Here is a 26,359-nt window from a genome sequence, read left to right as displayed (position 1 = left end):
TGCTAACGCCTCGTGCATAGCAGGGGACCCCTCCTTACACCTCAGGCGCAGCGGGCAGCGGCTCGGAGACGTGCGCGGTGACGATGCGCCAGCCGACGGGCAGGCGTACCCAGGTCTGGGTCTGCCGGCCGGTGGCGGCGGTGCCGGCGTAGCCGAACCGGGTGGTGACGACCGCGAGGTCCGGACCGAAGGTGGTGATCACCGGGTCGACCAGCCGGCGACCCGGTGGCAGCGGTGGCTGCGCGGCTCGCCATTTCCGCTGCTCCTCCAGGCCGTACTGGTGGTCGGCGAGGCCGAAGCGCACCGTCCGGTCGGAATTCCGGAAGTAGCCGCAGATCCGCTCCGCGTCCCCGTCGACCAGGGCCTGCTCGTAGCCGGCGAACACGGCCGCGACCTCGGCCACCACGTCGGCGCGGTCGATCTCCATCGGGTTCGTCCTCTCCAGTCGGAACGACAGCGGGCGGCGGGGTGTCCCGGTCGGGCGGCGGGACCTGCCGCCCGACCGGGACACCGCCTCAGCCACTCACCGCCGCCTCACGGGTGTCGTCGTCCGCCGGGGCGGCACCGGCCGGACGGCCCGGCGCGGAGACCGAGGTGGTCGGGGCGTCCCGGGTTCCGGGCGGGGTGGCGCCGCTGTGCAGGCGATCCAGTTCGGCCTCCTCCGGGGCGGGCACCCGGGGCGGGTGCGACCCGAGCGCGAAGATCCCGCAGATCACCGCGACGAAGAGGTAGCCGAGGGCCACCTGCCCGTTGGCGTTCCACCGGACCTCCTCGCCGTGGATCAGGCCGATGAAGGCGAGCACCGCACCCGACGCGGCGAACACGGCCGCGTGGACGAAGCGTTTGTCGATGATGAACGCCACGATCGCGCCGAGCACCAGGCCGGCGAGGATGGCCCCTTCCCCGAGTGTCCGCAGCCCGTCGTAGACCACCCCGGCACCGGCGAGCGCCTCGTTGCCGACCTCGGCGGCAGTGGTGCCGGCCGCCGCCAGAGCGTTGTTCATCTGCCCGGTCGCCCAGGCCGCGATGTTGGGGATCAGCGCCGCCACCACCGCTGCCGCGTGCGCCCGGGGCGTGGCCTGGAACGCCTGCGCGCCGATCAGCAGCCCGATGTAGAGCAGGATCGGAACGATCGCCGCGGTCGGGAAGATCGCACCGAGCAGGGAGAACATCCCGAGGAAGCAGAGCAGCGCGATGACCACCCCGGTCGCCATCGAGTAACCGGTCCGCCCTCCGGCGGCCTTCCAGCCGGGGTGCCCGACGTACACGGCGGGCGGGAAGGGGGAGCCGAGGGCCGCACCGACCACCGCCCCGGCGCCGTCGGCGAGCAGGACACTGCGCAGGTTGTAGTTGTCCCCGGCGGTGGCGGCGCTCTCCACGTTGGTCATCGCCTCGGTGAAGTTGTAGACCCCGAGCGGGATCGCGGTCGCCAGCAGCGGCGCCATGTCGGACAGGCCGCGCCCCAGCAGGTCGAGCTGGAACGTCGGGACGGCGACGGCGATGTCCCGCGCCGCCGCCGTCACGTCCGGCACCGACATCGCCCCGCCGAGCCAACCGATCGCCGTACCCAGCAGCAGGGCGGCCAGCCCGATCGGGAAGTTGAACGGCAGTCTCACGTCGGTGAGCAGCCCGATCAGGAGCAACGCGAGGACCGGCAGGGCGATCCAGGCCATCCGCCACATCTGTCCCGCCGGGTTCATCGAGATGAAGGTGATGCTGATGCCGGCCAGCGTGCCGAGCAGCGCGGCGCGTGGGGTGTACCGGCGGATGTACGGGCCGACGAACGCACCGATCAGCACGATCACGCCGATGATGAACGCCCACGCGAGCCCGGCCTCCCAGGCCCGCCTCGGGTCTCCGGTGCTCAGGAAGATCGGCAGCATGATGACGAAGATGACGATGAACATGTGCGGCACGCTCGGCCCGTACGGCAGGGCGGTCACGTCGGTACGCCCCTCCCGTCGTGCCAGCCGCCGGGCCAGGTGGGTGTAGTAGATGTTGCCGGCCACGAGGGCGATGCCGAGGGCCGGCAGGATCGTGCCGAACACCTCGCGTTCGGGCAGGTTCACCACGAAGATGCAGAGCCCGGTCAGGGTGAGTACGTTGACCAGGACGTTGACGCCGAAGCCGAAGAACGCGTTGGTGTCGCCGCGTACCCAGTACGGCAGGCGCGGCGCGGAGATCGTGGTGGGGTCCATGGGCTGCTCCCGGTCAGGAGGAGGCGGGCGACGAGGGGGCGCTGGGCAGCACGGCGAGTACGTCCGTCGAGTCGGCCACCCAGCCGAAGATGCCGCCCTGGGCGGCGATCATGTCGAGTCCGACCCGGTGGAACTCCGGGAAGTAGGACCCGACGCAGTCGGCGAGCACGAGGCACTCGTATCCGCGGTCGTTCGCCTCCCGGACGGTGGTGTGCACGCACACCTCGGTGGTGACGCCGGTGACCAGGAGGCTGTCGATCTTCCGTTCGGCGAGCAGTTCCGCCAGGCCGGTGGCGTGGAAGGCGCCCTTGCCGGGCTTGTCGACGACCGGCTCGCCGGGCAGCGGCGCCAACTCGTCGACGATGTCGTGGCCGTACTCGCCGCGGATCAGGATCCGGCCGTTGGGCCCGGGGTCGCCGATGCGCATGCGCGGGGCGCCCCGCTGGAGCTTGGCCGGTGGACAGTCGGAGAGGTCCGGCAGGTGGCCCTCGCGGGTGTGCACGACGGCCAGGCCGGCGGTGCGGGCGGCGGCCAGCAGCGCGCCGAGTGGCGCGATGGTACGCCGCAACTGGTCGACGTCGTTGCCCAGGCTCTCGCCGAAACCGCCCGGCTCCAGGAAGTCGCGCTGCATGTCGATGACGAGCAGCGCCGTGGTCGAGAGGTCGAAGGTGTACGGGAAGGGTCGCGCGGCGGCGATGGTCGGCATGCTCCACCTCACCCGGTCGTGGCGGCGATGACGTCGTCGGAGGTGGCCACACAGCCGAAGACACCGCCCTGCATGGTCACCATGTGCAGGGCGGCCTCGTGGTTGCCCTTGTCGGTGGCGCCGGTGCAGTCCGACAGGATCAGGCACTCGTAGCCCCGGTCGTTCGCCTCGCGCATCGTGGTGTGCACGCAGACGTCGGTGGTGATGCCGGTGAGGATCAGGTGGGTGATGCCCCGGGAACGCAGCACCAGGTCCAGGTTGGTGGCGTAGAAGGCGCCCTTGCCCGGCTTGTCGACGACCACCTCGCCGGGGGCCGGGGCGACCTCGGGCACGATCTCCCAGCCCGGTTCGCCCTTGACCAGGATCCGGCCGCACGGACCGGCCCCGCCGATCTCGGCGCCGATCCGCGCCGAGCGCCACCGCTTGTTGGCCGGCAGGTCGGACAGGTCGGGGTCGTGTCCCTCCCGGGTGTGCACCACCAGCATGCCGAGCGACCGGACGTGCGCCAGCAGCCGGGCGGTGGCCGGCAGGCCGGCCCGGGTCAGGCCGATGTCGTAGCCCATCGCGTCGACGTAGCCGCCCGGCCCGCAGAAGTCGGTCTGCCAGTCCACACAGAGCAGTGCAGTACGCACGGTGTCGACCGTGCCGTCGTACGGCCACGGGTAGGGGTTCGCCGGTACCGGACCGATCGTTGCCATCGCTCCTCCTGTCCTCTCCGTTCACGGTCGGGTGGCGGTGTTAGGAGGGGTCCCCTGCTATGCACGAGGCGTTAGCGGGGGACCCCTCCTTACGAACGGCCCGCCGGTACGCACGCCAGCCACCGGCGGCGCTGATGTCCTCGGCGTCCGGGCCGGCCGCGTACGCCTCGCAGAGGAACCCGAGCACGTCCCGCCCGTCGTGCAGCCGCACCCAGCCGAGCGAGAGCGGAGCGGGCACCCCGCCGAGCAACCCGCCCACGGCCGACGCCGGCAGCGACCAGAGCTCGACCTCGATCGGATACCCGTCGGGGGCGGCCGAGGCGACCCGGACGAGTCCGGGCAGCCCTTCGCCGTCCGGGGTCGGCATCCGGTACAGCCGGTAGAGCGGCGCGGTGCGGGCGGCCCCGGCGAGGGTGGCCCCGAGGTCGGTCAGTTCGGCGTTGCGCGACTCTCCGGTCAGGTGCCGCCCGACCACGGCGATCAGCACCTCCCCGCCGCCGGTCGGTGCGCCACCGCCCCGGATCGGCGGCGCGGCCCCGCCCGACGTGGTCACCGTTCCCGGATCGGCTCGGGCGAAGGCGGCGGCGAGCCGGGCCAGTGTGGTGTCGCTGAAGGCCGGGCCGACCAGGGTCAGGCTGGCCGGGCGACCGTCGGCGGTGAAGCCGTTCGGCACGGTCACCGCGGCCAGGTCGAGCAGGTTCGCGAACTGGGTGTACCGGCCGAGCACGGCGTTGCGTCCGATCGGGTCCTCGGCGATCTCGTCGAGCGTGAAGGTGGTGCCGACGGTCGGCACGACCAACACGTCCATCTCCTGCCACCACCGGTCGACCTCGGCCCGCAACTCGCGGAGCCGGTGCGCCCCCGGAAGGCGTCGACGGCGTCGTAGCGCCGCCCGGTCTCCAGCACCGTCCGGGTGACCGGAAGGACCGCCTCCGGATGCGTACGCAGGAAGTCGTCCAACCCGGCGAGCCGCTCGGCCACCCACGGGCCCTGGTAGAGCAGGTCCCCCGCAGCGAGGAAGGGCGCCAGCGGGACCTGCTGCACGGTGCCGACCAACTCCCGCAGGCGGTGCACGCCGGCCGCGAACCGGACCGCCTGCCCGGCGTCGTCGAAGAACTCCAGATCTGCGGTCCGGGGTACGCCGAGGCGGAGCGTCCCCGGCGCGCGGGCGGTGAACCGCTCGGCCGGGAGTGCACGCCCCCAGGGGTCGGCTGTGCTCACCGCGCGGGCGGCGTGCAGCACCTCGCTGGCGCCCGCGACGTCGACGGCGAAGACCGAGACGCAGTCCAGCGAGCGGCAGGCCGGCACCACACCGGCCGTGCTGAGCAGCCCTCGGGTGGGTTTGACGCCGACGATCCCGTTGAGCGCGGCCGGGACGCGGCCGGAGCCGGCGGTGTCCGTGCCCAGGGCGAAGGCGACCTGACCGGCGGCGACCGCGACCGCCGAGCCGGAACTGGAACCGCCGGATACGAGGCCTCCGCCGAAGACGCTCTCGACGCTGCCGTACGGGGATCGCGAGCCGGTCAGGCCGGTGGCGAACTGGTCGAGGTTGGTCTTGCCGACCAGCAGGGCTCCGGCGTCGAGGAGTCGGCGGACGACCGGCGCGTCCTCGGCGGCGCGGTACCCGAAGTCGGGGCAGCCGGCAGTGGTGACCATGCCGGCCACGTCGATGTTGTCCTTCACCGCGAACGGGATCCCGTACAGCGGCAGCGTCTGCGGGTCGGTGTCGGTCAGCGCGGCGGCCCGGGTCCGTAGTTCCTCGGCGGAGACGGTGCTGATCCAGACCGGTTCACCGCCTCGCCCGGCGAGTCCTTCCAGGACGGTCTCGGCCAGTTCGGCGGGAGTGAGGCGATGCTCGCGGTACGCCGACCGCAACTCCGAGATCGATCCGATGCGCTCTGGCATACAGTCGATTGTCGACCGTTCTGTTTCAGGGAGCGGCGCCGGACGTAACGACGACATGACGCCGCCGCCGATCCGCTACTCCAGATACGTTCGTGCCCCGTGCCCGGAGAGGGCGGCGAGGACCACCTCCGGGTCTCCCCCGGCCACCGCATCGAAGAGCCGCTCGTGCCGGTGCACACCGTCGAGGGGCTGCGCCTGCTCCGCCTCGCGGCGCAGGTTGATGGCCATGTAGAGCTGCAACTTCACCAGGATCGAGTCGTACGTCCCGGAAAGCTGACGGTTACCGGCCAGCGCCACCAGCGCCACGTGGAACGCGCGGTGCGACTCGGCGACCGCCAGCCGGTCACCGCCGCGCGTCGCCTCCCGCATCCGGTCCAGCGCCGCCCGCAACCCGACCAGGTCGCTCTCCCGCCCCACCGGGATCGCCGACCGGACCGCGAACCGCTCCAGTACGTCGCGCACCTCGTACAACTCCTGGACGTCCCGGGTGGAGAGGGTGGCGACCCGGACCCCGCGCCGGGGCACGTGCTCGACCAGACCCCGCTGCGCCAGCAGCCGCAACGCCTCGCGCAACGGTGCCCGGCTGATCCCCAACCGCCGGGTCAACTGCTCCTCCACCAGGCGCTCACCCGGTTCGCTCCGGCCGCTGAGGAGGTCCCGGGTCAACCGGGAGACGGCGAGATCCACCAGACTGACACTTTCCAGCTCACCGTCCATCGGCGTCGCGGCCACGTCGCTCACCCCGACGAGTCTGCCATCCGGTCCACGGGCGACCGGTGCGGGCGCGACTCAGCCGATCAGCGGGCGGACGTCCCAGACCAACGCGCCGTCGATCTCCCGGGGCGGGCCGAGCAGGGCCTGCACGGTGTGCCGCACCGGGTCGCCGTGGTGCAGCCCGCCCTGCACGACCACGGCCGCCCGCCAGTGCCGCAGGTCCGCCACCGCCTGCCGGCGGTCCGCCTCGGTGATCGGCGGCACCACGCCGGTGTCCGCCACCCGCCGCAACAACAGCGAGGTGGGCCGGTCCGGGGCACCCCACCGGGCCGTCGGGTCGTCCGGGGCGTGCGGGCCGATGAAGAAGCCGCCCGGCGCGGTGAAGGCCAGGCCCGTCCGGGCCGACCAGAGCATGCCCGGGCTACGACCGGCGTTGGTCACCGGCGGCACCGGCACCAGCGTGCGGCCCGCCGGCACGTACGCCCGCCAGGCGCCGTCGGCGACGAACGCCGGCACCGGCCGGCTCGACACGGTACGGATCGGCGTCGGCACCAGCGGCAGCAGGGCGACGGCCAACACGGCGGGCCCGACGAGGCGGACCGACCGGTGCCACCGGCCTCGGGCGGGCGCGGTGTCGACGGCCGGGCGCCGATTCCACAGGTCCACCGCGAGCGCGACCAGGACGCCCAGCACCGGGGCGCAGACCAGCGCGAACCGGGCCGGCACCACGTGGTCGAGCAACGGCAGCTCGGCGATCAGCCGGTACGGGCCGGGCAGGTCGGTGGCCCGCCCGTCGAGGCGTACCCGGGGACCGAGGGAGAGCAGGGCGAACACCAGGCCGCAGGCGGCCAGCGCGCGGACCAGCGGCCGACGCCGGAGCCAGACCGTGACCACCACGGCCAGCACCAGCAGCCCGACGCCGAAGAACGAGTTCTCCTCGGTCGGGTTGGGCGCGAGCAGGCCGGGCGGACGGTCCTCGCCGAACAGCGTCTGCCGGGCGAACCCGGTGAACGACGCCGCGTCCAACTGGTAGCTGTACGCGTGGAACGGCATCCCCCGGTAGTGGCCCGGGCCGAAGAACTGGAACCACAGCGGGTACGCCAGCAGCACCCCTGCCACCAGCGCGCCGACCCCGATCCGCCCGGCCGTCGACGGGGCGAGCCGACGGGCGGTCGACGGGTCGGCGATCGCGTACGCACCGGCGAGCACGCCGGCGGCCAGCGCCACGAAGAGCAGCACCTCCTCGCCGAGGAAGACCTGGTACGTCACGACCAGCCCGAGCAGCACCCCGTGCCGCCACACCCGGCCGCCCGGCTCGGGGCGGAACACCAGCGCCAGGATCAGCGGCACCAGGAACTGGGCGGCCATGTGCAGGTGCGTACCGGCCTGGGCGACCATGCCGGGCGCGAAGCCGCAGATCAGCCCACCGACGGCGGCGGCCGGCCAGGAGCCGACCAGCCGGCGGCGCAGCAGGGCGTACCAGGCGGTGGCGGTGCCGGCGAGGCAGAGCACCACCGCGACGCCGAAGGCGGCCTGCGACCCGAACAGCAGCGTGACCGGGGCCAGAGGGACACCGAGGCCGAGCACCGAGGTGTTCGCCATCAGGTTCACCCCGCCGGGCGCGTTCAACGCGTCGCTCCACAGCGGGTTCTCCAGCGCGGCCACGGCACGGGCCGCGCGGGCCAGCATCCACTCGAAGAGGATCTGGTCACCGGCCTGGTGGAACAGCCGGTCCGGGCGACCCCACTGGCGGTGGGTCAGCCACGCCGCCAGCGCGAGGTAGCCGACCGGCACCGCCAGGTCCGGGGTACGCGCGGGCAGCCACCGGCGACGGCGCGACGCCACCTCGGCGGTACGGTCGGCCGCGCCGACGGCCATCAGCCCGGCGGAGCGGTCAACGGCCGTACGTCCCACACCCAGACGTCCAACTCCTGCCGGGCCGGGCCGACCAACTGCTCGACGGTCTGCCGCAGCGGCTCCGAGTGCGGCTGGCGCAGCGGCAGCACCAGCACGGCCGCCTTCCAGTGCCGCAGTTCGTCCAGCGAGCGCCGCCGCTGGCGGTCGTCCAGTTCGGGCGTACGGCCGGTCGTGGCGACCTCCTCCAGCAGCTTGCCGACGCCGCTGGGTCGCCCGTTGAAGCGGCCCGGGTCACCGGTGGTGGCGTTGCGCGGGGCCAGGAAGTAGCCGCCGGGCATCTTGAAGTCGAGATTCGTCGAGGCGGCCCAGCGCATCCCGTGGGTGTTGCCCATGCTCGGCACCGGGATGGGGACCAGCGTCTGGTCCGGCCCGACGTAGGCGCGCCAGCGGTCCGAGGTGATGAAGTCGGGCACCGGCGGCCGGGAGGTCATCGGCAGCGGCATCGGGGCGATCGGCAGCAGGGCGAGCACCAGACCGGCCACGGTCAGCGTACGCACCACCTGCCGGTCCAGGTCCAGGGTGCGGCTGCGCTCGATGGCCAGCGCCAGCAGGATCGCCACCACCACGCTGACGATCATGCCGAACCGGGTCGGCACCACCGCGTCGAGCAGCGGCAGCCGGACCAGCCACTCCCACGGGCCGACCATCAGCTCCCGGTCCCACCAGGTGATGCGCTCACCGAGGGAGAGGATCACGTAGAACCCGGCGGTCGCGGCCAGCGCCCGGACCAGCAGTTCCCGCCGCAACCAGAGCACGATCCCGACCGCGATCAGGGCCAGGCTCCACCCGAAGAAGGCGTTCTCCTCCGAGTAGTTCGGGGCCAGGTTCACGTTGGCCCGCTGGTTGCCGCCGATGGTCGGCGAGCCCGGGGCGAAGTACGCGGCGATGTCGTTGCCGTAGTCGCGGACCGCGTCGCTGAGCCCGTGGTACGCCATCGGCCCGGCGAACTGGATGTAGAGCGGGTACGCCAGCAGCGCGCCGGCGATCACCGTGCAGGTGGCCACCGCCTTGCCCAGCGGACGCCAGGCCGCCGACCAGAGTCCGGGCCGCTGGACGACCATCGCGATCAGGAAGATGCCGCAACCCATCGCGGTGAAGAGCAGGATCTCCTCGTTGATGAACGCCTGCACGGTCACCAGCAGGGCCAGCAGCGCACCGTCCCGGTACGGGCGGGTGGAGCGGGTGATGACCATGACCCGCCACACGATGAACGGCAGCAGGAACTGGCTGATGATGTTCGGATGCCAACTGGCGTGCGACAGCATCGCCGGGGAGAACCCGCAGAGCCAGCCACCGACGATCGCGGCCAGCGGGTAGCTGACCACGTGCCGGGACAGCACGTGGTACCAGGCCGTGGCGGTGCCGGCGAGAGCGAGCGTGACCAGCACCACGAAGGTCACGGCGGGCCCGAACAGCAGGGTCACCGGCACCATCGGAATGCCCAGCGCCAGGATGGCCGTGTTGGCCATCAGGTTGACGCCGTCCGGGTAGTTGAACTGCTCGGTGAAGAACGGGAACTCCCCGTGCAGCACCACCCGCACCGAGTGGGCGAGGAAGAACTGCACCTGTGCCGGGTCGCTGCTGTAGAGCGAGGCCACCCGACCGGCCGGGTCCATCCAGATCTGGCTGGTCACCCAGATCGCGGTGAGCAGGAATCCACCGAAGACGGCGAGATCCTGTCGGCGGCGGGTCCAGCGGAAGCGCCGCCACCGCGACGGCGCCGAGCCGGCCGCTGCGGCCCCGGTCGACGGGTCCGCGTCCTCGGCCGACGCGTCGGACGCTGACGTGGTCCCGGAGTCGGCCAGGGCGTCGACCGTCGGCGTGGTCCCGGACTCGGTCGGGGAGTCGGCGACCGGTGTGTCGTCGATCACCGGTGCGGTCGTGTCGGCCTCCACAGTGGAGCTGACATCGGGTGCCACGGGGTCGGCGTGCGCGGCCGGATCGGGAGGTGCCGCGGCGGCGGCGGAGGTTCCGTTGCCCACGGAGACGTCCGTGGTGTCGATCGTCGGCGCGGAGTCGCGCGTACCCTCACCCAGCGTGACGGGTTCGGAAGGCGAGCCTGCGACGACGTCGGGTTTCGGCGGCGATGCGGCGCGGGTCTCAGCAGGCGTCACAGTCGGCGGAGTCTACCCGAGTGGGGAAATAGCTCCCAAGTCGACGCGGCGTCCCCTGTGGCCGGTGTACCGCCCGGGCGACGCAGCGTGAGGCGGCGCGAGCCGACGGCCCGGCGTCTCGTAGTATTGCCCAGCGAAACGACGGCCGATGTGATCGGGGGCGTGACAGGTGGCTCCAGCCCGCTGGCGCGGCTTGACCGCCACCGGCCTGTCCGGTCTGCTGCTCGCCGTCACCGCCTGCGGCCCGGTCGCCGAGCGTCGGCCGCAGGACCTCCGGGTCGGCTACGACAGCATGGACGGGTCGCTGACGGTGTGGCCGCCTCGCGGCTCGCTGGTCGAGGACGCGGCGGCCACCGCCGCGGTGACCGAGGCGGTCCGTGAGTGGCGTTCACCGATCGACGACCGGGTGCACGTACCCTCCTCCGGCATCCTCTTCTCCGGCGAGGTCGACGGCGCCCCGCTGGCCCTGGTGGCCGCGTCGGTGCCCGGCCAGGCCGCGTCCTGGCTGCTCCAGCTCGGCGGCGGCGACGGCGGGTACGAGGTCAGCCAGGCCACCGAGTACACCGACCCCGGCTATCTCGTCTACTCCGACGTGCTGCCGGTGCAGACCGCCGAGGGGCGGCGCTATCTCACCTCGGAGCGGGTCCGGCGGCTGGTCGGCCCGAACGGCCGTGCCGTTGCGGCCACCGACGGCCTGACCGACCCGGTCGACGTGCCGCAGTGCGAGGCGGTGCCGGTGACCGCCACGCTGCGCTCCACCGAGTCACTGCCCCGGGGACGTGCCGCCGACCGGCTGCTGGATCTCGGCACCGGCACCGCGAACCCCCGGTATCCGCTGGTCCGCGACGACAGCGGCGCGGGCCGACGGGCCCTGGCCGACCTGGACACCTGTGCGCTGGCCGGCGAGGACGGCCCGTTCGGCAGCGTCATCCGGCGCGTCGGCGACCGGGACACCCCGGATTCGGTGCCGGCGTCCTGGCCGAAGTCGAAGGTCGCCGTGCGGACCCTCGGCGAGTTGGCGCTCGACGGCGGTGAACCGGCGGAGCTGGAGCAGCTCAGCTGGGACACCGCCGACGGCACGATGACCGCGCTGGTCTACCGACCGGCGGACGGCGGCCCGACGGTGCTCTCCCCCGCCGACCGGACCACCCCGTTGCAGGTCTACGAGCTGCCGGTGCCCGGTCAGCCGCTGGTCGTGCTGAGCTGGCGCGCCACCAAGGACACCACGCTGTCGGTGCCGCCGGACACGACCCGCCTGCTCGACCGTCCCGGCCTGGTGGTGGCGCCGCTGCCGGAGCGCAGCGAGACCTTCAGCCTCGCCGCCGACGACAAGACGCACTACCGCTCCGCCGGCCACCGCCGCTGACCCCCACGCGCCACGCACTCCCCACGGGTCGCTCTCCCCACTGATCGGCGGCGTGAGGCACCACCCGCACGCCGGTAACGGCAGTGTGCGGGTGGTGTCGGCCACGGGCCGCCCTGAGGGCCGAGCGCGAGAGGCGCGGACGGGTCAGTTGGCGGAGGGGGTGGGGGTGCTCTCGGAGGTCAGGCGGGCCGGGTCGACCGGGGTGGTCTCCAGGCGGGAGATCCAGCCGGTGACGTCGCGCGCCACGTCCTGCGCGGTCAGGCCGAGGTCGGCCAGGATCTGCGCGCGGGTGCCGTGCGGGTGCCAGTCGGCCGGTACGCCCAGGTCGCGCAGCGGCACCTGGACGCCCGCGTCCCGCATGGCCTGGGCGAGCGCGTCCCCGACGCCGCCCAGCCGGACGCCGTCCTCGACGGTGACCACCAGGCGGTGCCCGGCGGCCAGCTCGACCAGCTCGGCCGGGACCGGACGCACCCAGCGCGGGTCCACCACGGTGACCCCGTAGCCCTGCTCGGCGACCCGGGCGGCGACCTCCATGCCGAGCTGGCCGAAGGCGCCCACCGCGACGAGCAGCACGTCGGTACGCGCCGACTCGGCCAGTACGTCGACCGTGCCGATCCGGCGGATCGCGGGCAGGTCGGCGGCGACCGCACCGGTCGGGTAGCGCAGCACGGTCGGTCCGTCGTCGACGGCGACCGCCTCGCGCAGCTCCTCGCGCAGCGTGGCGGCGTCACGGGGGGCCGCCATCCGCAGGCCCGGCACCACCCCGAAGACCGACATGTCCCAGATGCCGTAGTGGCTCGGCCCGTCCGGGCCGGTGATGCCGGCCCGGTCCAGCACGAAGGTGACCGGCAGCTTGTGCATCGCCACGTCCAGCAGGACCTGGTCGAAGGCCCGGTTGAGGAAGGTCGCGTAGACCCCCACCACCGGGTGCAGCCCGCCGAGCGCCAGGCCGGCCGCCGAGGTGACCGCGTGCTGCTCGGCGATGCCCACGTCGTAGGTGCGCTCGGGGTATTTGCGGGCCAGCTTCGCGATGCCGGTCGGCTCGGCCATCGCGGCGGTGATGCCCACCACGTCGGGCCGCTCGTCGGCGATCGCGACCAGCTCGTCGCCGAACACGTTCGTCCACTTCACCGACGGCGCGGCGGTGGCCTTGCCGGTGGCGATGTCGAAGGCGCCCGGCCCGTGGAAGCAGTCCGCCTCGTCCTCCTCGGCGGGGCGGTAGCCGTAGCCCTTGCGGGTGACCGCGTGCACGATCACCGGGCCGCCGAAGTTCTTCGCGGCGCGCAGCGCGGTCTCGACGGCGGCCACGTCGTGCCCGTCGACCGGACCGACGTACTTGATGCCGAGGTCCTCGAACATCGCCTGCGGCGCGACGGCGTCCTTGATGCCCTTCTTGACCGCGTGCAGCACCTCGTACATCGGCTTGCCGACCAGCGGCGTCGAGCCGAGGGCGTCCTTGACCGTGTCGAGGACCTTCTCGTAGCCCGGGTTCAGCCGCAGCGTCGAGAGGTGGTCGGCGAGGCCACCGATGGTCGGCGCGTACGAGCGCCCGTTGTCGTTGACCACGATCACCAGCGGGTTGCCGGCGGAGGCGATGTTGTTCAGCGCCTCCCAGCACATGCCGCCGGTCAGCGCCCCGTCGCCGACCACGGCGACCACGCTGCGTGCCTCGCCCCGCAGCGCGTACGCCTTGGCCAGGCCGTCGGCATATGACAGGGCGGTGGAGGCGTGCGAGTTCTCGATGATGTCGTGGTCGCTCTCGGCCCGGCTCGGGTAACCGGAGAGCCCCCCGCGCTGACGCAGCTGGTCGAAGCCCTCCTGGCGGCCGGTAATGATCTTGTGAACGTACGCCTGGTGACCGGTGTCGAACAGCAGCCGGTCCCGGGGAGAGTCGAAGACCCGGTGCATGGCGAGGGTGAGCTCCACCACGCCCAGGTTGGGGCCGATGTGACCCCCGGTGCGGGACACCTTGGCGACCAGGAAGTCACGGATCTCGGCGCTGAGGATGTCCAGTTCGCTGGCGGACATCCGCTTGACGTCCTGGGGACCGTGCACCGTGGCCAGCAGCCGGCCCTGGTTGGCCGTGTCCTCTTCAACACTCATGACCGCAGAGTCTATCGGCCTCCGCACACCTCGCAGCCCGGGTCACCGCGCCCCCACCCTGACCGCCAGGTCAGGCCCGCACCCGTAGTCGGCGTGGCGGCAGCACCCCGGCCGGCGCGGTGGCGGACCGGGCCGGCGGACCGGCCGGCGTCCAGGAGCCGAGCACGGTGGCCCGGCCCGCCCCGGTCACCGAGGGCAGCGCTCCCGGCAGCCCGTGCCAGGACAGCCACCCCAGCAGCGCGAAGGCGTACGCCTCCTTGGCCTGCGCCGGGACGCCCAGCTCGTCGGTGGTACGCAGCGGACGCCCGGCGCCGAGTTCGGCGAGCCGACGCCACAGCGTGCGGTTGCGGACCCCGCCACCGGCGGCGACCACCTCGGTCACCCGGTGCCGGTCGCAGGCGTCGGTCACCGTCCGTGCGGTCAGCTCGGTCAGCGTGGCGAAGACGTCGTCGACGGCCACCGGCCCCGCCAGAGCCGCCAGCCGCCGATCGAGGTACCCGGCGTGGAACAGCTCCCGGCCGGTCGACTTGGGCGCCGGGGCGGCGTAGTACGGCTCGGCCAGCAGCTCGGCGAGCAGTCCGGCGTGCACCCGACCGGCCGCCGCCCGGGCACCGTCCCGGTCGCAGGGCGCCCCCAGCAACCGCTCGGCGGCGGCGTCGAGCAGCGCGTTGGCCGGACCCACGTCGTACCCGAGCACCGGCGATCCGGCCGAGACCACGGTGAGGTTCGCGATGCCGCCCAGGTTCAACGCCGCGCGCGGCGCCGGATCGTCACCGGCCAGCAGCAGGGCGTCGAAGGCCGGCACCAGCGGCGCGCCCTGACCACCGGCGGCGACGTCCGCCGAGCGCAGGTCGGCGAGGACCGGTACGCCGACCCGGGCGGCCACCCGGGCCACCGCACCCAGTTGCAGGGTGCCCCGGGCCCGGCCGCCCTCGACCCAGTGGAAGACCGTCTGCCCCGGCGACACCACCACGTCGACGCCGCCCCCGGCCAGCTCCAGGCCGACGGCCGCCGCCTCGGCGAACACCTCGCCCAACCGGTTGTCCAGCCGGCACACGTCGGCGATCGTGGTCGTGCCCGGCGGCAGCACCGCCCCGATCGCGGCGCGCAGCGCGTCGTCGTAGGTCAGCCCCCGGTGTCCGAGCGGCCGCAGCCACAGCGTGTCGCCCTCGACGGTGAACTCGGCCACCGCCACGTCCACCCCGTCGTAGGAGGTCCCCGACATCAGCCCGACGATCTTCACCGGCCCAGGCTAGGTGGTCTGCCCGGAGAGGTCGGGCTAGGTGGTCTGCCCGGCGAGGTCGGGGACCAGCAGCCCGACCAGCTCCACGTGCTGGGTCATCGGGAAGAGGTCGTAGCCGCGCAGCGCCGCCAACCGCCAGCCCAGCCCGGTGAAGACCCGCAGGTCCCGGGCGAACGCGGCCGGGTCGCAGGCCACGTAGGCGACGGCACGCGGCCCGGCGGCGACCACGTCGCGCACCACCCGGGCACCGGCGCCCGACCGAGGCGGATCGAGCACCACCACGTCGACCGGGCCGGTGATCCGGCGGCGGGCCAGCGCGGTCTCCACCCGGGCCGCCACCACCTCCACCCGGGGCAGGTCGCGCAGGTTCTCCCGGGCCGCCGTGACGCCGTCACCGGCCGCCTCGACCAGCGTGACCCGGCCGGACTCGCCGACCCGTTCGGCCAGCGCGGCGGCGAAGAGTCCGGCCCCGCCGTAGAGGTCCCAGGCGGTCTCGCCCGGCTGCGGGTCGGTCAACTCCCGCACCGCGTCGACAAGCGTGTCCGCCGCCGCCGGGTGCACCTGCCAGAAGGACGAGGCGGGCAGCGCCCACTCCCGGCCCACGGCCCGCTCGCGCACCCGCTTCGGGCCGCTGACGATCCGGGTACGCCCGGCCGCGACGGCGGTCACCGTCACGTCCCCGCCGGTGGACGCGACCGTCTCCACCGCCTCGTCGTCCGGCCACCGCCTACCGGAAGAGGTGAGCACCGGCAGGTCCTGCACGGCCGGGTGGGCGATCAGGCAGCGGTCGATCGGCACCACCTCGTGTGAGCGGTGTTTGAGCAGCCCGGCCCGGCCCGCCGCGTCGACCGCGTAGCGGACCCGGGAGCGCCAGCCCAGCGGCCCGCCGGGTAGCGCCTCGACCCGGACGCCCAGCGCGTCGCAGGCGGCCTCGTCGAGGCCGCCGATCCGGACGAGTTGCTCGCGGACGACCGTGGTCTTCCAGTCGAGTTGGGCCTGCGGGGTGACGTGTTGCAGGTCGCACCCGCCGCACTGGCCCGGCCGGGCGTACGGGCAGGGCGGGGTGACCCGCTGCGCGGCGGGCTCCAGCACGGTCACCGCGTCGGCCCGGACGAATCCCCGGTGCACCTCGGTCACCTCGGCCACCACCCGTTCGCCGGGCAGCGCGTGCCGGACGAAGACCACCTGCCCGTCGGCCCGGGCCACGCAGTGGCCACCGGGCGCGACCGCCGCGACGGTCAGCTCGACCCGCTGGGCCTCCTCCAACCCGCCGCCGACGGGACCACCGGCGCCGGCCAGGCCACCGCCAGCCGGACCACCGGCGGTCAGGCCACCGTCGGTCGGTCCGTCGGCGGTGTCGTCCCAGCGCGCGGCGGGGGTGTGCGGCGTCGGCCCGCTCATCGCGGCTCACCGCCCGGCGTCTCGCCGTCGCGGGACGCCACCGAGCCGGCCGGCGGGACGTTCGGCGGCAGCGTGCTGCGCGGCGTCACCCGGGGCCCCCGGGCCGGTCCCCGGCTCAGCGTGGCGTCCATCCGGTCCAGGTCCTTGCCGGCGGTCGAGGCGAGCTGCCACGGCACACTGGTCACCATCACTCCCGGTTCGAAGAGCAGGCGGCCCTTGAGCCGCAACGCGCTCTGGTTGTGCAACAGGTTCTCCCACCAGCGGCCGACCACGTACTCGGGGATGAAGACGGTGACCACGTCGCGCGGTGACTCGCGGCGGACCCCCGCCACGTAGTTCAGGATCGGCCGGGTGATCTCCCGGTACGGCGAGTCGATCACGGTCAGCGTGATCGGCACCTCCCGCCGCTCCCAGTCCGCCTGCAACTGCCGGGTGTCGGTGTCGTCCACGTTGACGGTCACCGCGGTCAGCGTGTCCGGCCGGGTGGCCTGCGCGTACGCGACCGCCCGCAGGGTCGGCTGGTGCAGCTTGCTGACCAGCACGATCGCGTGGTTACGGGCGGGCAGCACCGGGCGACCGTCGTCCGGGGTCAGTTCCACCGCGACCCGGTCGTAGTGCCGACGGATGGCCAGCATCAGCAGATAGATCACGCCCATCGCGACGATCGCGATCCAGGCACCCAGCAGGAACTTGGTGATCAGCACGATGACCAGCACCGTTCCGGTCATCGCCATGCCGAACGTGTTGATCGCCCGGGAACGGACCATCCGGGACCGCACCCGGGGATCGCGTTCGGTGCGCAGCAGCCGGTTCCAGTGCCGGATCATGCCGGCCTGGGAGAGCGTGAACGAGACGAAGACCCCGACGATGTAGAGCTGGATGAGCTTGGTCACCTCGGCCTGGAAGCCGACGATCAGCACGATCGCGAAGGCGGCCAGGAACAGGATGCCGTTGGAGAAGGCCAGCCGGTCGCCCCGGGTGTGCAGTTGCCGGGGCAGGTAGCGGTCCTGGGCCAGGATCGAGCCGAGTACCGGGAAGCCGGTGAAGGCGGTGTTCGCGGCCACGAAGAGGATCGTGGCGGTCACCCCGACCACCAGGAACCCCAGGATCGAGCCGGATCCGAAGATGGTCTCGGCGAGCTGCGCGGTGACGGTCTTCTGCACGTACCCGTCCGGGCCCCCGACGATCTGGTGGCCCGGGTCCTCGACGAACTGCAACCCGGTGAGCCGGGCCAGCCAGACGATGCCGACCAGCATGGTCACCGCGACCAGGCCGAGCATCAGCAGCGTGGTGGCGGCGTTGCGGCTCTTGGGGGCCTTGAACGCCGGCACCCCGTTGGAGATCGCCTCCACGCCGGTGAGCGCGGCACATCCGGAGGAGAAGCTGCGCAGCAGCAGGAACGCCATCGCCCAGCCGGTGGTGTCGTGCCACTCGGCGGCGATCACCAGGTCGGCGCTGGGTGCGCGCAGGTCCTCACCGAGCACCACGATCCGGACCAGCCCGGTGAGGATCATGCCGATGATGACGATCATGAAGCCGTACGTGGGGATGGCGAACGCGCTGCCCGCCTCCTTGAGCCCCCGCAGGTTGACCGCGGTGAGCAGGACCACCGCGCAGACCGCGATCAGCACCTTGTGGGTCGCCACGAACGGGATCACCGAGCCGAGGTTGGCCACCCCGGAGGAGACCGACACGGCGACCGTCAGCACGTAGTCGACCAGCAGGGCGCTGGCCACCCCGACCCCGGCCCGTGGGCCGAGGTTGACCGTGGCCACCTCGTAGTCGCCGCCGCCCGAGGGGTAGGCGTGCACGTTCTGCCGGTAGCTGGCCACCACGGTCAGCATCACCACGACGACGCCGAGGGCCACCCACGGCGAGAACACGAAGGCCGAGGCCCCCGCGATGGAGAGCATCAGAAGGATCTCGTCCGGCGCGTACGCCACGCTGGACAGCGCGTCCGAGGCGAAGACGGGCAGGGCGATGCGCTTCGGTAGGAGGGTGTGCTTGAGGCGGTCGGACCGGAACGGTCGACCGACGAGCAGCCGCTTCAACAGGGAGGTGGATCGGGCCACAACCGCCAAGCGTACGACCGCTGTCGCCCGGGACGCGCGGTGGTCGCCCGCAGCCGCTCCCGAGGCCGGAGTACCGTCGGTCCCCGTCCGCGACGCCGACGTGGCAGGCTCGCAGGCGACGAGGCGCGGCGGTACGCACCGTGGGAGGAAGCGTGCATATCGTGATCATGGGGTGTGGCCGGGTCGGGTCGACCCTGGCGCACAGCCTCGAAGCCCGGGGGCACTCGGTGGCGGTGATCGACCACGACGCCGAGGCGTTCCGCCGGCTGGGGCCGGACTTCGCCGGGATCACGGTCACCGGGGCCGGTTTCGACGGCGACGTGCTGCGCGAGGCCGGCATCGAGCGGGCCGACGCCTTCGCCGCCGTCTCCAGCGGCGACAACTCCAACATCATCTCGGCCCGGCTGGCCCGCGAGACGTTCGGCGTGTCCCGGGTCGCGGCCCGCATCTACGACCAGCGTCGCGCCCAGGTCTTCGAGCGCCTCGGCATCCCCACCGTGGCCACCGTCCGCTGGACCGCCGACCGGATGCTGCGACACCTGCTGCCGGAGGGCAACGTGGAGATCTTCCGCGACCCGACCAGCACGGTCTCGATCATCGAGGTGCCGGTGCACGAGGACTGGATCGGTCGACCGGTCCGGGCGCTGGAGGAGGCCACCGGGGCCCGGGTGGCGTACCTGATCCGCTTCGGCATCGGCACGCTGTCCACCGGTTCCAGCGTGGTGCAGGAGGGCGATCAGGTCTTCATGCTGGTCACCGACGACATGGTGGCCACGGTCACCGCCACGGCGGCGGCGCCGGAAGGGGGACAGTGACATGCGGGTCGCCATCGCCGGTGCCGGCAACGTGGGCCGCTCGATCGCCCAGGAGCTGATCGAGAACGGCCACCAGGTGATGCTCATCGAGCGGCAGCGGCGGAAGCTGCGGCCGGAGCGGGTCCCGGACGCGCAGTGGGTACTGGCCGACGCCTGCGAGCTGACCAGCCTGGAGCAGGCCGACCTCGCCGGTTGTGACGTGGTGGTCGCCGCCACCGGCGACGACAAGGCCAACCTCGTGGTCTCGCTGCTGGCCAAGACCGAGTTCGCGGTGCCCCGGGTGGTCGCCCGCGTCAACCGGGCCGAGAACGAGTGGCTCTTCACCGAGCAGTGGGGCGTGGACGTGGCGGTCAGCAAGCCGCGCGTGATGGCCGCCCTGGTCGAGGAGGCGGTGACCGTCGGCGACCTGGTCCGCCTGATGACCTTCCGGCAGGGTGAGGCCAACCTCGTCGAGATCACGCTGCCGCCGACCGCGCCCTACGTCGGGCAGCCGCTGCGGGCGGTGCCGCTGCCCCGGGACGCCGCGCTGGTGGCCATCCTGCGCGGCAAGCGGGTCCTGGTGCCCAGCCCCGACGACCCGGTCGAGGCCGGCGACGAGCTGATTTTCGTGTGCACCGCCGAGATGGAGGACGCGGTACGCGCGGTGATCCTCGGCCCGGACAGCGTCGAGCGCACCCGCGAGTCGCGCTGAGCCGCCGCCCGGGTCAGCTCGGCAGCGGCGTCGGCTCCGGCTCCCGCGAGACCCGCCGGACGGTCCAGACCGTAATCAGCAACAGCAGCACGTACGGCGGGTAGCCCAACGCGAGCCGGGCCACGCCCAGCGCGGTGTCCTGCTGCGCCAGGTAGAGCCCGGCCTGCACGCCGACCTTGGCCAACCAGACCACGCCCCACAGCACGGTCAGGCCGGTGAAGGTACGCACCAGCTTCGGGTCGTCGCGCCACTCGGAGCTGCCCTTGGCCACCAGCACCGACCACAGCCAGCCGACCAGGGGTTGCCGGATCGCCGCCGAGACCAGCAGCGCCACTCCGTAACCGATGCCGTAGAGGATGCCGGGCAGATAGAAGTCGCGGGCCTCGCCGGTCCGCCAGGCGATGGCGGCACCGATGCCGATGCCGAACAACCCGTTGACCGCGTGGCGCACCGGCCGGCGCTGGGCCAGCCGCAGCACGCCGATCAGGACCGCCACACCCACCGACGCGATCACCGCGGGACGCAGTTCGCCGAGGATGTTGACCACCACGAAGACGACCACCGGGATGCTGGACTCGACCAGCCCCCGCCATCCGCCGAGCTGGTCGGCCATCTGCTCGGCGACGGTCGGCAGCCGCTCCTCGTCGGTCGGCTCGGTCTCCGGCTGGGTGGCCGGGTGCTGTCCGGTGGTCATCGCCCGCCTTTCATCCGCCGCGCCCGCGCAGTCACGTCGACGGCTCCAACTCGTAGTACGGGTTGTAGATCACCTTGCGGTCGTCCCGCACCGCGATCCGCCCCTTGGCGGTCAGGTGTCGCCCGGGTTCGATGCCGGTGATGCGCCGCTGCCCCAGCCAGACCAGCGTCACGACGTCACTGCCGTCGTAGAGGTCGGCCTCCAGTGCCGGCTGGTTGGTGCGCGGCGTGTAGACCACCGTACGCAGGCGGCCGGTGACCGACGCCACCTGGCCCCGGGCACACTGCGCCGCCGGGACACCGCCGCACCGGGCGCTGTCCCGCTGCAACTGCTGGGCCTCGATCTCGGCCTCGCTGGCGGTGAGCCGTCGCAGCATCCGCCGCAGCGAACCCCGACCCTCGCCGGTGCCCATGACCTCCGCGTCACCCCATCCACGCCGGCCGGGACGTCTCCGGCACCCGCCGTGCTCCCGGCGGCGCCGGAACGGTTCACGCCAGCGTACGCCGGTCCGGGCCGTTCCGACGCCTTCGCCGGAGCCGGGCTCAGCGCGTACCGGGTGCCGGCGCCGTCTCGGCACCGGCCTCGGCCTGATCGGCCGCCTCGCGGGGCAGGCGCAGCGGCAGCGGTTCCCGCACCGGCTTGGCCTCCTGTCCCCGGTCGACGACCAGGCCGTTGAGGCAGTCGGCCAGCGGACCGGCGGCGTCCGGGTCGGTGGCCGCCGCACCCTGGTACACCGCCCGGACCATCCACCGCGGCCCGTCGACACCGACGAACCGCAGGTCGGTCAGCCCGTCCTCGGTACGCACCCGGGCGTGCAGCTCGGTGCCGTACTCGCCGACGACCTCCTGGGCGGCGGCGCCGTCGTTGAACAACGACTTGCGGATCTCCTCGCGCACTTCCTCCCAGATCCCCTCGGAGCGCGGCGCGGCGAAGACACCGAGTTGCAGGGCGCTCGGCCCGTGCACCAGCACGACCTGCTGGATCACCCCCTGCGGGTCGGCCTGCACCCGCACCTCCACCTCGGGGATCGCCGGGATCTGCAGGCTGCCCAGGTCGAGTCGCTGCACCCCGTCCGGCGCCTCGGAGACGTCGTACGGCCCGCGCGCCGGTCCCTCCGACGCCGACTCGGCGCCGTCGACCGTCTGGAGCGCGTCCGTGGCTCGCTCGTCACGGGCGTGCCGTCCCGCGGCCCGCTTTCGGGAGAAGATCACTGCGTCCACCCTCCGCTGTTCGCACTCACCGTGCCATCTCTTCCGTCCACGCCGTCCGTGGCCGGCGGCGGCACCAGCCCGACGTGTCCGCCGGTGGAGCCGTGCCCGCCGGTCCCGCGTCCGGACGCGGGCAGCTCGGCCACCGGCCGGAAGGCCGCCCGTTCCACCCGCTGCACAACGAGTTGCGCGATCCGGTCGCCCCGCGAGATCTTCACCGGTGCGGCCCGATCATGGTTGATCAGGTTGACCAGGATCTCACCCCGGTAGCCGGCGTCGACCGTACCGGGCGCGTTGAGCACCGTCACGCCGAGTCTGGCCGCGAGCCCCGATCGGGGGTGGACCAGGCCCACGTACCCCTCGGGCAACGCGATCGCCACGCCGGTCGGCACCAACGCCCGGCCGCCGGGCGGCAACTCGACGTCGGCGGCGGCCACCAGGTCGGCACCGGCGTCACCGGGATGCGAGTACGCCGGCAGCGGCAGCTCGGGGTCGAGTTGCCGTACCGGCACGGGCACCAGGTCGGTCACGGTCTACCTCTTTCGTCCGTTCCGCTGGGGGTGACCCTGCCATCCTGCCCGGTACCCGGCCCGCCGCGCGCCGTACCCTGGCCGAGTGAGCACGTCACCGTCCCCCTCCCCCACCACGGCGCCCCCGACGTACGCCGAACGGCTCCGTCTGCCCTGGTGGCTGTGGCCGGCCGGGATCGCGGTCGCCGCGCTGCTCTCGGTGGAGGTCTGGATGGGCGCGGCCGGCGTCCGCGCCTGGCTGCCGTTCGCGGTGCTCGTCCCGCTCGCGCTGGCGACCATGGCGTGGCTGGGCCGGATCCGGGTCGCGGTGACCGGCGGGGAGCTTCAGGTCGACGACGCGCGGCTGCCGGTGCGCTTCGTCGCCGACGCCGTCGCGTTGGACGCCGACGGGCGGCGTGAGGTGCTCGGTGTCGCCGCCGACCCGCTGGCCTTCGTGGTGCAGCGGCCGTGGATCTCCGGCGCGGTCCAGGTGGTCCTCGACGACCCGGACGACCCCACCCCGTTCTGGGTGGTCAGTTCCCGACGCCCGGTCGAACTCGCCGAGGCGCTCCTGGCCGCCCGCGACGCGGCACGCTGACTCCCACCCCACCCCGGGCGCGCTCGGGCCTCCTCGACGCTTTCAGGGCCGCCGCCGACGCTGTTCCGGGGCTCAGCCGTCGTGCGGGGAGGTCGGTCAGGAAGCGGGCAGCGCGGGCGGACCACCGGGCGCGGGCGGCGCTGGCGGCCCGTCGGGCAGCGCCCGCCGCTGGCGGCGCAGGTCGGTGCGGAGCTCGTCGGCGAGCGCCCGGGTGGCCCGCCGGTTCAGAAAACTCGCCACCGCCGCGCCGGTCAGGAAGGGCCCGAGCGTGGTCAGGTTACGACCGAACCGCTTGAGCAGGGTGTCCCGCAGCTCGTGGCGGGCGGCGGTGCCGAGCACGGCGCCCACCCCCACGCCCGGCATCATCGGGTTGACCCCGCGCCGGTTGGCCCACGCCTGCACCAGGGCGACCGTGCGTTCGGTGCCGCCGCTGGGCAGCGGCACGCCGTAGATCTCGTGCAGCTCGCCGGTCAGCTTCAGCTCGATCGCCACCACGGTGACCGTCTCGGCGGCCAGCAGCACCGGCGCGGACAGCAGGCTCGGGGTGACCGTCCACTGCACCGCGGAGGCGCCGCCGCCGGCCGCGCCGATCCCCGCCGTAGCCCGGGACGCGTTACGCACCAGCCGGTCGGCCAACTGCTCGTCGTCCAGGCCCGGGAAGTGTCGGCGCAGGGTGGCCAGATCCCGGATCGGTACGTGCGGGGCGATCTCGGCGACGGTGTCGACCATCCAGCGCACGGCCGCCTTCGGCTTGAACAGGTCACCGATGCCCCGGGCCCGGGCCTGCCCCACCAGCCGACCGAGCAACTGGCGGCGTTTCGCCGGCTCGACGTCGTCGGCGGTCAGCGCGACCACCGTCGCGCCCAGGTCGTCCGTACCCCGCTGGTCCGTACTCTGCTCGTCCGCGTCCCGCCCGTTCACGTCCCGCCCGTTCGCGTTCGGCTCGCTCATGCCGCCACTCCGCTGCCCTCCGTGCCGCCACGCGACACCGCGGTACGGGACCGATGACTCGACCGCCGCCGCGCGCCCATGCCTGACCTCCCCCGGCTGACGGCCACCACGTGGCACGTCACCTCACGAGTGAATCAGGTCTCGGGCGTCACCGCTCGCCGAGCCGGGTAGCGGCGGCTCCGTGCCGGAGCCGCCGCTGTGGTGGTGGTGTCGGGCCGTCGGTCAGACACACTCACGGCAGATCAACTCGCCGTTGCGCTCGACCGCAAGCTGGCTGCGGTGGTGCACCAGGAAACACCGGGCACAGCGGAACTCGTCCTGCTGCATCGGTAGCACCTTGACCGTGAGCTCCTCGTCGGCGAGGTCGGCGCCGGGCAGCTCGAAGCTCTCCGCCACCTCCGCCTCGTCGACGTCCACGGCACCCGACTGTGAGTCGACGCGCCGGGCCTTGAGCTCTTCGAGGCTGTCCTCGCCGAGGTCGACCTCGTCGCGGCGCGGGGCGTCGTAGTCGGTGGCCATCGGTTTCACTCTCCCATTTCGATGTTGTCGCTTCCGGTTGTAACGCCGGACGACGCTGTTTCGGTTCCGCTGGCCGGCCACCGCAAGTGTCGGCCACCCGACCCGACGACTGCGTGGGCCAGACCGCCAGAGGATCTCCCCGACGAGCGCGGAACCTACCCCCCCTTGGGCGAGGCATGTATACCGCCCTCGTGGCTGAGATGTACGCCCCTGCACGGGAAGTTGTTCCCAATGTGACTCAGGCGACACGAAGATAGGGGTAGTAGTACCCGGTTCCAGGGTGGCGCGCCGGTATGTCGGACTGTTTCCACGCGACGGTCGGACAACCGTTAACCTCAGCGGCGTACCCGGCGGCCGGCGGGACGGCCCCCACGCCGACGGCCGCTGCCACCCATCCATCGCCCGGGAGCGCCCTGATGAGCTTTGCGCGAGTGCGAGCACTCGTTGTCGTCGGCATGCTGGCGGTGGTCGCCCTGGTCTTCGTGGTCGTCGCCCTCGTCAAGGACACCCAGGGTAACGCGGGCTCCGCCCAGGGTTGCCCGGAGGACTGGCCCCGCGCCGACGTGACGTTGCGCGAGCGCAAGGACGTCAAGATCAAAGTGTTGAACGCCACCGACCGCCCCGGGTTGGCCGGCAGCGTGGGCGACGAGTTCCGCAACCGCGACTTCCAGGTCCAGAAGGAAGGCAACCAGAAGAAGCAGGTCGACGACGTGGCGGTGCTGCGGTACGGCCCAAAGGGCGTCGGCTCCGCCCACCTGCTGCGGGCGTACTTCCTGAACAACGCCGAGTACGAGTACGACGCCAAGCGCGAGGACGACGTGGTGGACGTGATCCTCGGCAACGGCTTCCGGCAACTGGCGACCACCACCGAGGTCAACCAGTCCCTCGGCGACCTCGGTTCGCCGGTGGCCCCGCCGGGCACCTGCCCGATGCCGGTCGAGGACTGACCGACGGATCGGTCCGACCGGGTGGACCGGACGAGCCGGGCGGGCCGAATCTGATCGGCCGAGCGTCCCGACTTCGGCTCACCCGGCCGGACGATCACGGACCGCCGGAGGCGTCCAGCGCGGCCAGCCGGTCGTGCAGGGGCGCGAACAGCTCCGGCGGCGCGGCGATGACCATGTCCGGCCCGGGGCCCTGCCCGTCGATACCGCCGATCCGCAGGCCGGCCTCGGTGGCCACCAGCCCGCCGGCCGCCCGGTCCCAGTCCGCCAGGCCCTTCTCGTAGAACGCGTCGGCCCGCCCCTCGGCGACCAGGCAGAGGTCGACGGCGGCGGCGCCGAGTCGACGGATGTCCCGGACGTGCGCGATCAGCTCGGTCACCACCCGGGCCTGGTGGGCACGTCGAGCCGGGTCGTAGCCGAAGCCGGTGATCACGAGCGTCTGCCCGAGGTCGGTCTCGGTCGAGCCGCGCAGCCGCCGGCCGTCCCGCCAGGCACCGCCGCCGGCCGTCGCGGTCCACTCCTCGCCGGTGTGGATGTTGCGCACCACCCCCGCCACGACCTTGCCGTCCACCTCCGCGGCGATCGACACCGCGCAGTGGGCCAGTCCGTACAGGTAGTTGACCGTGCCGTCGATCGGATCCACGATCCACCGCACCCGCGCCGGTGCGGCCGTGCCGCGCTCCGTCGCGCCGTACTCCTCGCCCAGCACCGCGTCGTCCGGGCGTCGCCGGCGCAGCGCGTCGACGATCTGGCGCTCCACCGCCCGGTCGGCCGCCGTCACCACGTCGGTGGCGGTGCTCTTGGTGGCCGCCACGGAGACGCCCTCGACCCTCATCCGGTACGCGGTGGTCGCCGCCTCCCGCGCCACCTCGATCGCGATCTCCAACAACTGCCCTGGCTGCGGCGTCGAGCGGTCCATCGTCCGTCCCCTTCCCGCACGGCCGGGTTTCCGAGTCCTGCGCGGGTATCATCCTTACAAAGTCCAGATGTGCA

25 protein-coding genes are annotated in these 26,359 nt (G+C 73.1%); 5 read left to right on the top strand and 20 right to left on the bottom strand.

The features are described 5' to 3' along the window. Nucleotides 1-34 precede the first annotated feature (34 nt). The 9 genes from ACWDVW_RS04150 to ACWDVW_RS04110 all read right to left on the bottom strand — a co-directional run bounded on the left by ACWDVW_RS04150 (nucleotide 35) and on the right by ACWDVW_RS04110 (nucleotide 10,009). Nucleotides 35-427 (bottom strand): AtzH-like domain-containing protein, encoded by a 393-nt coding sequence (locus ACWDVW_RS04150; RefSeq protein WP_449944550.1) that lies wholly within the window; start codon nucleotides 425-427, stop codon nucleotides 35-37. A gap of 88 nt (nucleotides 428-515) precedes the next feature. After that, the gene (locus ACWDVW_RS04145) at nucleotides 516-2,198 is read right to left on the bottom strand and encodes a regulator (RefSeq protein ID WP_449944548.1); all 1,683 of its coding nucleotides are present in this window, start codon (nucleotides 2,196-2,198) and stop codon (nucleotides 516-518) included. A 13-nt stretch (nucleotides 2,199-2,211) separates the two neighbouring features. Further along, on the bottom strand, nucleotides 2,212-2,904 hold the full coding sequence (locus ACWDVW_RS04140; protein WP_449944545.1) for a cysteine hydrolase family protein: 693 nt from the start codon (nucleotides 2,902-2,904) through the stop codon (nucleotides 2,212-2,214). 8 nt (nucleotides 2,905-2,912) lie between these two features. After that, nucleotides 2,913-3,602, bottom strand: a complete 690-nt coding sequence (biuH, locus tag ACWDVW_RS04135) for a biuret amidohydrolase (RefSeq protein WP_449944543.1) — start codon at nucleotides 3,600-3,602, stop codon at nucleotides 2,913-2,915. Between the two features lie 40 nt (nucleotides 3,603-3,642). After that, nucleotides 3,643-4,395 carry an allophanate hydrolase-related protein gene (locus tag ACWDVW_RS04130; RefSeq protein ID WP_449944872.1) on the bottom strand — a complete coding sequence of 251 codons (753 nt, stop codon included), beginning with the start codon at nucleotides 4,393-4,395 and terminating at the stop codon, nucleotides 3,643-3,645. Then, nucleotides 4,278-5,507 (bottom strand): amidase family protein, encoded by a 1,230-nt coding sequence (locus ACWDVW_RS04125; protein WP_449944540.1) that lies wholly within the window; start codon nucleotides 5,505-5,507, stop codon nucleotides 4,278-4,280. The genes ACWDVW_RS04130 and ACWDVW_RS04125 overlap by 118 nt, the downstream gene beginning before the upstream one ends. 75 nt (nucleotides 5,508-5,582) lie before the next feature. Further along, nucleotides 5,583-6,248 (bottom strand): GntR family transcriptional regulator, encoded by a 666-nt coding sequence (locus ACWDVW_RS04120; RefSeq protein ID WP_449944539.1) that lies wholly within the window; start codon nucleotides 6,246-6,248, stop codon nucleotides 5,583-5,585. A gap of 48 nt (nucleotides 6,249-6,296) precedes the next feature. Next, entirely contained in the window at nucleotides 6,297-8,099 is a 1,803-nt protein-coding gene (locus tag ACWDVW_RS04115) for a hypothetical protein (RefSeq protein ID WP_449944870.1), read from the bottom strand. Further along, entirely contained in the window at nucleotides 8,099-10,009 is a 1,911-nt protein-coding gene (locus tag ACWDVW_RS04110; RefSeq protein ID WP_449944868.1) for a hypothetical protein, read from the bottom strand. The genes ACWDVW_RS04115 and ACWDVW_RS04110 overlap by 1 nt, the downstream gene beginning before the upstream one ends. 412 nt (nucleotides 10,010-10,421) lie before the next feature. On the opposite strand from ACWDVW_RS04110, the gene ACWDVW_RS04105 reads away from it, so the two are divergent. Then, entirely contained in the window at nucleotides 10,422-11,618 is a 1,197-nt protein-coding gene (locus tag ACWDVW_RS04105) for a hypothetical protein (protein WP_449944536.1), read from the top strand. A 144-nt stretch (nucleotides 11,619-11,762) separates the two neighbouring features. Here the strand turns inward: ACWDVW_RS04105 and dxs are convergent, their stop codons facing one another. The 4 genes from dxs to ACWDVW_RS04085 all read right to left on the bottom strand — a co-directional run bounded on the left by dxs (nucleotide 11,763) and on the right by ACWDVW_RS04085 (nucleotide 18,437). Continuing rightward, entirely contained in the window at nucleotides 11,763-13,721 is a 1,959-nt protein-coding gene (gene dxs, locus ACWDVW_RS04100) for a 1-deoxy-D-xylulose-5-phosphate synthase (RefSeq protein WP_449944534.1), read from the bottom strand. Between the two features lie 70 nt (nucleotides 13,722-13,791). Next, nucleotides 13,792-14,964 carry an anhydro-N-acetylmuramic acid kinase gene (locus ACWDVW_RS04095; RefSeq protein ID WP_449944531.1) on the bottom strand — a complete coding sequence of 391 codons (1,173 nt, stop codon included), beginning with the start codon at nucleotides 14,962-14,964 and terminating at the stop codon, nucleotides 13,792-13,794. Between the two features lie 36 nt (nucleotides 14,965-15,000). Next, the gene (locus ACWDVW_RS04090) at nucleotides 15,001-16,365 is read right to left on the bottom strand and encodes a class I SAM-dependent RNA methyltransferase (protein WP_449944528.1); all 1,365 of its coding nucleotides are present in this window, start codon (nucleotides 16,363-16,365) and stop codon (nucleotides 15,001-15,003) included. Further along, nucleotides 16,362-18,437 (bottom strand): APC family permease, encoded by a 2,076-nt coding sequence (locus ACWDVW_RS04085; RefSeq protein ID WP_449944526.1) that lies wholly within the window; start codon nucleotides 18,435-18,437, stop codon nucleotides 16,362-16,364. Before ACWDVW_RS04085 ends, ACWDVW_RS04090 begins: the two co-directional genes overlap by 4 nt. A 152-nt stretch (nucleotides 18,438-18,589) precedes the next feature. On the opposite strand from ACWDVW_RS04085, the gene ACWDVW_RS04080 reads away from it, so the two are divergent. Together ACWDVW_RS04080 and ACWDVW_RS04075 are read left to right on the top strand one after the other, a co-directional pair. Continuing rightward, a complete protein-coding gene (locus ACWDVW_RS04080; protein WP_396745026.1) occupies nucleotides 18,590-19,252 on the top strand; it encodes a potassium channel family protein in 663 nt (220 codons plus the stop codon). Nucleotide 19,253: 1 nt separating this feature from the next. Further along, nucleotides 19,254-19,943 carry a potassium channel family protein gene (locus ACWDVW_RS04075; RefSeq protein ID WP_131056112.1) on the top strand — a complete coding sequence of 230 codons (690 nt, stop codon included), beginning with the start codon at nucleotides 19,254-19,256 and terminating at the stop codon, nucleotides 19,941-19,943. A 13-nt stretch (nucleotides 19,944-19,956) separates the two neighbouring features. Here the strand turns inward: ACWDVW_RS04075 and ACWDVW_RS04070 are convergent, their stop codons facing one another. The 4 genes from ACWDVW_RS04070 to dut all read right to left on the bottom strand — a co-directional run bounded on the left by ACWDVW_RS04070 (nucleotide 19,957) and on the right by dut (nucleotide 22,375). Further along, nucleotides 19,957-20,637: a DUF3159 domain-containing protein gene (locus ACWDVW_RS04070; protein ID WP_449944522.1), complete on the bottom strand. Its 681-nt coding sequence runs from the start codon at nucleotides 20,635-20,637 to the stop codon at nucleotides 19,957-19,959. 31 nt (nucleotides 20,638-20,668) lie between these two features. Beyond that, a complete protein-coding gene (locus tag ACWDVW_RS04065; RefSeq protein WP_396745032.1) occupies nucleotides 20,669-21,049 on the bottom strand; it encodes an OB-fold nucleic acid binding domain-containing protein in 381 nt (126 codons plus the stop codon). Nucleotides 21,050-21,179: 130 nt separating this feature from the next. Beyond that, nucleotides 21,180-21,848 carry a DUF3710 domain-containing protein gene (locus ACWDVW_RS04060; RefSeq protein ID WP_449944518.1) on the bottom strand — a complete coding sequence of 223 codons (669 nt, stop codon included), beginning with the start codon at nucleotides 21,846-21,848 and terminating at the stop codon, nucleotides 21,180-21,182. Then, on the bottom strand, nucleotides 21,845-22,375 hold the full coding sequence (gene dut, locus ACWDVW_RS04055; protein WP_350693932.1) for a dUTP diphosphatase: 531 nt from the start codon (nucleotides 22,373-22,375) through the stop codon (nucleotides 21,845-21,847). Before dut ends, ACWDVW_RS04060 begins: the two co-directional genes overlap by 4 nt. Before the next feature lie 85 nt (nucleotides 22,376-22,460). Here dut and ACWDVW_RS04050 point away from each other — a divergent pair, with 85 nt between their 5' ends. Further along, on the top strand, nucleotides 22,461-22,952 hold the full coding sequence (locus tag ACWDVW_RS04050) for a DUF3093 domain-containing protein (protein WP_449944515.1): 492 nt from the start codon (nucleotides 22,461-22,463) through the stop codon (nucleotides 22,950-22,952). 96 nt (nucleotides 22,953-23,048) lie between these two features. Here ACWDVW_RS04050 and ACWDVW_RS04045 read toward each other — a convergent pair whose 3' ends face one another. Together ACWDVW_RS04045 and ACWDVW_RS04040 are read right to left on the bottom strand one after the other, a co-directional pair. Then, nucleotides 23,049-23,903, bottom strand: coding sequence for a hypothetical protein (locus ACWDVW_RS04045; RefSeq protein WP_449944512.1), 855 nt, complete (start codon nucleotides 23,901-23,903; stop codon nucleotides 23,049-23,051). Nucleotides 23,904-24,125: 222 nt separating this feature from the next. Continuing rightward, complete coding sequence (locus tag ACWDVW_RS04040) at nucleotides 24,126-24,422, bottom strand: DUF4193 domain-containing protein (protein WP_007075406.1); 297 nt, start codon at nucleotides 24,420-24,422, stop codon at nucleotides 24,126-24,128. 431 nt (nucleotides 24,423-24,853) lie between these two features. Between ACWDVW_RS04040 and ACWDVW_RS04035 the strand changes: the two genes are divergently transcribed. Next, nucleotides 24,854-25,369, top strand: a complete 516-nt coding sequence (locus tag ACWDVW_RS04035) for a LytR C-terminal domain-containing protein (RefSeq protein WP_350693926.1) — start codon at nucleotides 24,854-24,856, stop codon at nucleotides 25,367-25,369. A gap of 94 nt (nucleotides 25,370-25,463) precedes the next feature. On the opposite strand, the gene ACWDVW_RS04030 is transcribed toward ACWDVW_RS04035, so the two are convergent. Continuing rightward, complete coding sequence (locus ACWDVW_RS04030; protein WP_449944509.1) at nucleotides 25,464-26,285, bottom strand: inositol monophosphatase family protein; 822 nt, start codon at nucleotides 26,283-26,285, stop codon at nucleotides 25,464-25,466. Between the last annotated feature and the right edge of the window lie 74 nt (nucleotides 26,286-26,359).

The organism is Micromonospora sp. NPDC003241 (genome assembly GCF_053589795.1).
This window is presented reverse-complemented; position numbering and strand designations above follow the sequence as displayed.

Coding starts and splice junctions, on each gene's coding strand:
- ACWDVW_RS04150 (WP_449944550.1), bottom strand. CDS start 427: ATGGAGATCGACCGCGCCGACGTGGTGGCCGAGGTCGCGGCCGTGTTC.
- ACWDVW_RS04145 (WP_449944548.1), bottom strand. CDS start 2,198: ATGGACCCCACCACGATCTCCGCGCCGCGCCTGCCGTACTGGGTACGC.
- ACWDVW_RS04140 (WP_449944545.1), bottom strand. CDS start 2,904: ATGCCGACCATCGCCGCCGCGCGACCCTTCCCGTACACCTTCGACCTC.
- biuH (WP_449944543.1), bottom strand. CDS start 3,602: ATGGCAACGATCGGTCCGGTACCGGCGAACCCCTACCCGTGGCCGTAC.
- ACWDVW_RS04125 (WP_449944540.1), bottom strand. CDS start 5,507: ATGCCAGAGCGCATCGGATCGATCTCGGAGTTGCGGTCGGCGTACCGC.
- ACWDVW_RS04115 (WP_449944870.1), bottom strand. CDS start 8,099: ATGGCCGTCGGCGCGGCCGACCGTACCGCCGAGGTGGCGTCGCGCCGT.
- dxs (WP_449944534.1), bottom strand. CDS start 13,721: ATGAGTGTTGAAGAGGACACGGCCAACCAGGGCCGGCTGCTGGCCACG.
- ACWDVW_RS04090 (WP_449944528.1), bottom strand. CDS start 16,365: ATGAGCGGGCCGACGCCGCACACCCCCGCCGCGCGCTGGGACGACACC.
- ACWDVW_RS04075 (WP_131056112.1), top strand. CDS start 19,254: ATGCGGGTCGCCATCGCCGGTGCCGGCAACGTGGGCCGCTCGATCGCC.
- ACWDVW_RS04070 (WP_449944522.1), bottom strand. CDS start 20,637: ATGACCACCGGACAGCACCCGGCCACCCAGCCGGAGACCGAGCCGACC.
- ACWDVW_RS04065 (WP_396745032.1), bottom strand. CDS start 21,049: ATGGGCACCGGCGAGGGTCGGGGTTCGCTGCGGCGGATGCTGCGACGG.
- ACWDVW_RS04045 (WP_449944512.1), bottom strand. CDS start 23,903: ATGAGCGAGCCGAACGCGAACGGGCGGGACGTGAACGGGCGGGACGCG.
- ACWDVW_RS04040 (WP_007075406.1), bottom strand. CDS start 24,422: ATGGCCACCGACTACGACGCCCCGCGCCGCGACGAGGTCGACCTCGGC.
- ACWDVW_RS04030 (WP_449944509.1), bottom strand. CDS start 26,285: ATGGACCGCTCGACGCCGCAGCCAGGGCAGTTGTTGGAGATCGCGATC.